A 6089-nucleotide genomic window follows, 5' to 3' on the forward strand; every position below is an offset into this window, starting at 1 on the left:
TACTCCCAGGGCCTGGCAGGGTGCCCTCCGAGCGCGTAGACCGGACCCATGGACTACACACACCTCGGACGGACAGGGCTGTCGGTTTCACGAGCAGTGCTCGGCACGATGAACTTCGGCCCGGAGACCACTGAAGACGACTCGCACGCCATCATGGACCGGGCCCACGAGCTCGGCGTCAACTTCTTCGACACCGCCAACGGCTACGGCGGCTCGGTGGGCAAGGGTGCCACCGAGGAGATCATCGGCCGCTGGTTCGCGAAGGGCGGCGGCCGTCGCGAGAAGACGGTCCTGGCGACCAAGGTCTACGGCGACATGATCGACTGGCCGAACGGCGGCAAGCTCAGCGCGTTCAACATCCGCCAGTCGCTCGATGCCAGCCTGCAGCGTCTGCAGACGGACCACATCGACCTGTACCAGTTCCACCACGTCGACCGTGCGACCCCGTGGGACGAGATCTGGCAGGCGATCGACGTCGCCGTGCAGCAGGGCAAGGTCCTGTACGTCGGGTCGTCGAACTTCGCCGGCTGGCACATCGCCCAGGCGCAGGAGGCCGCGAAGCGCCGCCACACCTTCGGCCTGGTGAGCGAGCAGTCGATCTACAACCTCGTGGTGCGTGACATCGAGCGCGAGGTCCTGCCCGCCGCCCGCGAGTACGGCCTCGGTGTCATCCCGTGGTCGCCGCTGCAGGGCGGTCTGCTCGGTGGTGTCATCGAGAAGACCGAGAACGGCTCCCGCCGTCTGTCGGGTCGGAGCGCCGAGTACGTCGAGGGGCACCGCGACCAGCTCACGGCCTACGAGTCGTTCGCCCAGGAGCTCGGCCACACGCCGGGCGAGCTCGCCCTCGCGTGGCTCCTCCACCAGCCCGGTGTGACCGCGCCGATCACCGGCCCCCGCACGATGGAGCAGTGGGAGTCCGCGGTCCGCGCCGTCGACATCCGCCTCGACCAGCGTGCGCTGGACCGGCTCGACGAGATCTTCCCGGGGCACCAGACCTCACCGGAGGACTACGCCTGGTGAGCTGACGGAACGGGCCTGAACCACGGCCCGCGATCAGGGCCACGGACGGGAGGCACGGTGCGCGTCGGACGCGCACCGTGCCTCCCGACCGCCGTTGCGACCACCGCACGTGGTGAGCCGACAGGACGACGCCCGCCCGTCAGAGCGCCGCGATCTCCGCGTCCGTCAGTCCCGCCCAGCGCAGGTACGCGGCGACGCTGCCCCAGCGCGCCTCGACGTGCCGGACCACGGTGGTCATGGTCTCCGGCACGCACCGCTGCGCGACGGCGGTGGCCTCGGGGTCGGTGCTGACCGCACGCTCCGCGGCGAACCGGTCCGCCAGCCCGGCAGCGCTGGCGGCGTAGTCGTCGCCGACGGCCTCGATCGACGCGCCCCAGAGTCGGGTGAGCAGTCCGCTGACGACGCCGGTGCGGTCCTTGCCGGCGGAGCAGCAGACGAGTACGTCACCGTCGGACCGGGCGATGGCGCGGAACGCTGCGGCGATCCCGGTGCGGTGGCGCTCGAGCCAGTCGGTGTACTGCTCCTCGAGCTGCACGGCCTGGGCGCCGGACTCGACGGTCGACGGGTCGAACAGCGGGACGAGCCGGTAGCCGTCGGCGGTGCCGAGCGGGTGCGGGACGCGGGCGACCTCGTCGTCACGACGCAGGTCGACCACGGCCGCGAGACCTTGCGGGTAGGCGTCGGCACCGACGCGTTCGGTGTTCGCGCGGTACACGGTGCGGGGTCGGGCGTCCTGCAGGCCCGGTCCCCCGACCTCGCGCAGGTTGGTCAATGCGGACGTCGTCGTCATGCCCGCAACCCTGCCAGACGCCAGACGCCAGACGCCAGACGCCAGACGACAGACGACAGCCGCCAGACGACAGCCGACGGACGCAGGACCGCACGACGACGGGCCCCGCGCTTGCTGTGTGCGCGGGGCCCGTCGTCGTGCGGGTGGTGCTGGCGGTGCTGGTGTCCGCTGGCTAGCGGACCGAGACCGGCGAGTCGTCGGTCTGCTCGTAGAGGACGTAGCCCTCTTCACCGTGGACCGCGGTGTCGATGCCGGCGACCTCGTCCTCGGTCTTGACGCGGAAGCCGATCGTCTTCTCGATGAGGAAGCCGATGACGAACGCCAGGACGAAGGAGTAGACGCCGACGGCCAGGGCCGCGGTGGCCTGCTTGCCGAGCTGCTCGAACGAACCGGAGTAGATCAGGCCGGTGTCGTTGGCGAAGAAGCCGAGGTACAGCGTGCCGACGATGCCGCCGACCAGGTGGACGCCGACGACGTCGAGCGAGTCGTCGAAGCCGAGACGGTACTTCCAGTCGATGGCGAAGCAGCAGATGATGCCGGCGACGAAGCCGAGCAGGATGCCCCAGCCCGGGGTCAGGTTGGCACAGGCCGGGGTGATCGCGACGAGACCGGTGACGGCACCCGAGGCGGCGCCGACCGACGTGGCCTTGCCGTCCTTGAGCTTCTCGACGAGCAGCCAGCCGAGGATGGCAGCGGCCGGTGCAGCGAGGGTGTTGACCCAGGCGATCGCGGCGATGCCGTCAGCGGCGCCCTCGGAGCCGGCGTTGAAGCCGAACCATCCGAACCACAGGATGGCGGCACCGAGCAGGACGAAGGGCGGGTTGTGCGGCTTGTGCGCGCCCTTGGCGAAGCCGACGCGCTTGCCGAGGACGAGCGCCAGGGCGAGACCTGCTGCACCGGCGTTGATGTGCACCGCGGTGCCACCGGCGAAGTCGATGACGCCCCACGTGGCGGCCCAACCCGAGGTCAGGTTGAAGACCCACGAGGCGACCGGGAAGTAGACGACGGTGACCCAGATGCCCGCGAAGACCATCCAGGCGCCGAACTTGGCGCGGTCGGCGATGGCGCCGGAGATGAGCGCGACGGTGATGATCGCGAAGGTGGCCTGGAAGCCGACGAACGCCATCGACGGGTACGCCGCCTGGATGTTCGAGGACTGCGCCTCCTCGAAGGCCTGGCCGAGACCGATCTGGTTCCAGTCGATGCTGAAGAACCCGACGACACCGGAGACCGCCGTGCCGTCACCGTGGTTGGCGAAGGCGATCGCGTAGCCGTAGAGCACCCACAGGACGCTCACGAGTGCGATCGCACCGAACGACATCATCATCATGCTGATGACGGACTTGGCCTTCACCAAGCCGCCGTAGAAGAAGGCCAGGCCGGGTGTCATGAACAACACCAGCGCCGCCATGACCAACACGAACGTCGTGTTGCCCTGATCAAGCATCTGTTCACCTCTCGATTGCACGAGCGGCTCTTGGACCGCCTCGGGTGTCACCGAGTCTGGCGAGGTGACGTTTCACGAGGGGGCACGATGTGTTTCGCGGATGTAACGCGACGGCGCGGTTTGTAAACGTCGTGTTTCGCGCGGACCGATGCCCCCTGGACAGGGGGTGCACCGACCGGTCAGCGGATGGCCCTGGTGGTGGGCGTCAGTCCTGGGCGCGGCTCAGGGCCACGACACGGCTCGCTGCGCGCAGGTACTTCTTGCGGTAGCCGCCGTCGAGCATGGCGTCGGGGTACACCTGGTCGAGCGGCGTGCCCGAGGCCACGATCCGGACCTGGGCGTCGTACAGCCGGTCGACCAGCGCCACCCACCGCAGCGCGTCGGTCTGGTCCGTGAACGCGCGGACGTCGGTGAGCCCCACGGCGTCGAGGTCCTCGACGAGCGCGACGTACTTCGACGGGTGCACCGAGCCGAGGTGCGCGACCACGGCCGAGAAGTCGTCGAGCGTGACGGTGCCGGCCGGCAGCGCCGCGGCCACGTCGGACACCACACTCGCCGACTCGTCGACCGCTCGGCGGCGGTAGTCGAGCCCGTCGATCCGCATGGTGTCGAACCGGTCGGACATCGCCTGGATCTCGCGCAGGAAGTCCTGCGCCGCGAACCGTCCCTCGCCGAGCGCGCCCGGAGGCGTGTTCGAGGTGGCGGCGAACCGGGTGCCGGTCTCGGTCAGCTCCTTGATCAGACGGGTCATGACCATGGTGTCGCCCGGGTCGTCGAGCTCGAACTCGTCGATGCAGACCAGCGCGGTCCCGCGCAGCAGGTCGACCGTGCCCTGGAACCCGAGCGCACCGACCAGGGCCGTGTACTCGATGAACGTGCCGAACGTCTTCCGCCCTGATGCGGCGTGGTACGCCGCGGCGAGCAGGTGGGTCTTGCCGACACCGAACCCGCCGTCCAGGTAGACGCCCGACTTCGCAGCGGGCTCGACCGACTGCTTGCGGCGGCCGAACAGCCCGCGACGTGGCGCCTCGGTCGGACCGGCCGCGACGAACGCGGCGACGGCGTCGCGCACGTCGGCCTGCGAGGCGTAGTCCGGGTCTGGGCGGTACGAGTCGAACGAGGCGTCCGCGAACTGGGGCGGTGGCACGAGTGCCGCGGCCATCTGCTGCGGGGTCACCTGGGGGTCACGGTCGACGAGGTGCGCTGGCAATCGAGTGGGCCTTCCGGGAAGCAAGTCGTGCGGTGTCACGTTGCGACTGGGGCACGGGACGTCCGCGTACCGTTGCCCACAGGCACCGACGACCGATCCTAGTCCGGTGCCGGATGACCACCTGGAGGTAGCCCACCATGACCGCACCGGTCGACCCGTCCGAGAAGTTCACCGCCTACGCCCACCCGGAGCGTCTCGTCTCCACCGAGTGGCTGCAGGAACAGCTGGACGCCCACACCCCCGACCTGGTCGTCGTCGAGTCCGACGAGGACGTCCTGCTCTACGAGACGGGCCACGTCCCCGGCGCGGTCAAGATCGACTGGCACACCGACCTCAACGACCCGGTGCAGCGCGACTACATCGACGGCGAGGCGTTCGCCGAACTGCTCGGCGGCAAGGGCATCGGCCGCGAGACCACCGTCGTGCTCTACGGCGACAAGAACAACTGGTGGGCCGCGTACGCCCTCTGGGTCTTCTCGCTGTTCAGCCACGAGGACGTCCGCCTGCTCGACGGCGGCCGTGCGAAGTGGATCGCCGAGGAGCGCGCCCTCACCACCGACGAGACCGTCGTCACGCCGGCCGAGTACCCGGTCGTGGACCGGATCGACACCGAGATCCGTGCATACAAGGACGACGTGCTGGCCCACCTCGGCAAGCCCCTCATCGACGTGCGCAGCCCGGGCGAGTACGACGGTTCCCGCACCACCGCGCCCGACTACCCGGAAGAAGGAGCGCTGCGCGGCGGCCACGTCCCCACCGCGGTGAACATCCCGTGGGCGACCGCCGCCGCACCGGACGGCACCTTCAAGCCGCGCTCGGAACTCGACGCCATCTACCGCGAGGGCGCCGGCATCGGCGACGCCGACGAGGTCATCGCGTACTGCCGCATCGGCGAGCGGTCGAGCCACACCTGGTTCGTCCTGCAGCACCTGCTCGGCTACGACAGCGTCCGCAACTACGACGGCTCGTGGACCGAGTGGGGCAGCGCCGTCCGCGTCCCGATCGTGCAGGGCGCGGAGCCGGGTACAGTTCCGAACCGATGAACGACAGCACCGAGGCCACCCTCCCCGCCACCCTCGCCGAGATCCGCGACGACTTCCTCGCCCTGGGCCAGAAGGACCGTCTGCAGCTCCTCCTCGAGTTCTCGAACGAGCTGCCCGCGTTGCCCGAACGGCTGCAGGGGCACGAGGACGAACTCGAACGGGTCGAGGAGTGCCAGTCCCCCGTGTTCATCACGGTGACCGTGGGCGAGGACGGCGACGCCCCCGACGTCGTCCGCATGCACGCGATCGCTCCGCGCGAGGCGCCGACCACGCGCGGCTTCGCGTCGATCCTCGCGCAGGGCCTGAGCGGCCTGACGGCAGCGCAGGTGCTCGCCGTGCCGGCGGACTACCCGCTGACGATCGGGCTGTCCGAGGCGGTCAGCCCGCTGCGGATCCGCGGGATGGTGGGCATGCTGGGTCGCGTGCAGCGTCAGGTGCAGGCCGCGGTGGCGTGAGACGCGACCGCGGTGACGGACGGGAGGGGGGGGGGGCGCGGGGGCCCCGCCCCCCCCCCCCCCCCCGCCGGGGGCCCCCCCCCCCCCGGCCCCCCCCCCGCCGGGGAACCACGGGGTGGCCCCC

6 protein-coding genes are annotated in these 6089 nt (G+C 70.4%); 3 read left to right on the forward strand and 3 right to left on the reverse strand.

Annotation, left to right across the window (positions count from 1 at the left end; genetic code table 11):
- The first annotated feature begins 48 nt into the window (after positions 1–48).
- The gene (locus tag ABH929_RS14920; protein ID WP_263091704.1) at positions 49–1020 is read left to right on the forward strand and encodes an aldo/keto reductase; all 972 of its coding nucleotides are present in this window, start codon (positions 49–51) and stop codon (positions 1018–1020) included.
- 139 nt (positions 1021–1159) lie between these two features.
- Here the strand turns inward: ABH929_RS14920 and ABH929_RS14925 are convergent, their stop codons facing one another.
- The 3 genes from ABH929_RS14925 to zapE all read right to left on the reverse strand — a co-directional run bounded on the left by ABH929_RS14925 (position 1160) and on the right by zapE (position 4419).
- Positions 1160–1810: a tyrosine-protein phosphatase gene (locus ABH929_RS14925; RefSeq protein WP_404561769.1), complete on the reverse strand. Its 651-nt coding sequence runs from the start codon at positions 1808–1810 to the stop codon at positions 1160–1162.
- A 172-nt stretch (positions 1811–1982) separates the two neighbouring features.
- Positions 1983–3257, reverse strand: coding sequence for an ammonium transporter (locus ABH929_RS14930; protein ID WP_263091702.1), 1275 nt, complete (start codon positions 3255–3257; stop codon positions 1983–1985).
- 205 nt (positions 3258–3462) lie between these two features.
- Positions 3463–4419 carry a cell division protein ZapE gene (zapE, locus tag ABH929_RS14935; protein WP_404561773.1) on the reverse strand — a complete coding sequence of 319 codons (957 nt, stop codon included), beginning with the start codon at positions 4417–4419 and terminating at the stop codon, positions 3463–3465.
- Between the two features lie 185 nt (positions 4420–4604).
- On the opposite strand from zapE, the gene ABH929_RS14940 reads away from it, so the two are divergent.
- Together ABH929_RS14940 and ABH929_RS14945 are read left to right on the forward strand one after the other, a co-directional pair.
- Positions 4605–5510 (forward strand): sulfurtransferase, encoded by a 906-nt coding sequence (locus ABH929_RS14940; RefSeq protein ID WP_404561770.1) that lies wholly within the window; start codon positions 4605–4607, stop codon positions 5508–5510.
- Positions 5507–5965, forward strand: coding sequence for a SufE family protein (locus ABH929_RS14945; protein WP_404561771.1), 459 nt, complete (start codon positions 5507–5509; stop codon positions 5963–5965). Before ABH929_RS14940 ends, ABH929_RS14945 begins: the two co-directional genes overlap by 4 nt.
- The last annotated feature ends 124 nt before the right edge of the window (positions 5966–6089 follow it).

Origin of the sequence: Curtobacterium sp. AB7 (assembly GCF_044909335.1) — a bacterium.
Taxonomy (GTDB): Bacteria; Actinomycetota; Actinomycetes; order Actinomycetales; family Microbacteriaceae; genus Curtobacterium.

Excerpts from the sequence above, each read along its gene's own strand:
- ABH929_RS14920 (WP_263091704.1), top strand. The coding sequence starts at position 49 with ATGGACTACACACACCTCGGACGGACAGGGCTGTCGGTTTCACGAGCA.
- ABH929_RS14925 (WP_404561769.1), bottom strand. The coding sequence starts at position 1,810 with ATGACGACGACGTCCGCATTGACCAACCTGCGCGAGGTCGGGGGACCG.
- ABH929_RS14930 (WP_263091702.1), bottom strand. The coding sequence starts at position 3,257 with ATGCTTGATCAGGGCAACACGACGTTCGTGTTGGTCATGGCGGCGCTG.
- zapE (WP_404561773.1), bottom strand. The coding sequence starts at position 4,419 with ATGGCCGCGGCACTCGTGCCACCGCCCCAGTTCGCGGACGCCTCGTTC.
- ABH929_RS14940 (WP_404561770.1), top strand. The coding sequence starts at position 4,605 with ATGACCGCACCGGTCGACCCGTCCGAGAAGTTCACCGCCTACGCCCAC.
- ABH929_RS14945 (WP_404561771.1), top strand. The coding sequence starts at position 5,507 with ATGAACGACAGCACCGAGGCCACCCTCCCCGCCACCCTCGCCGAGATC.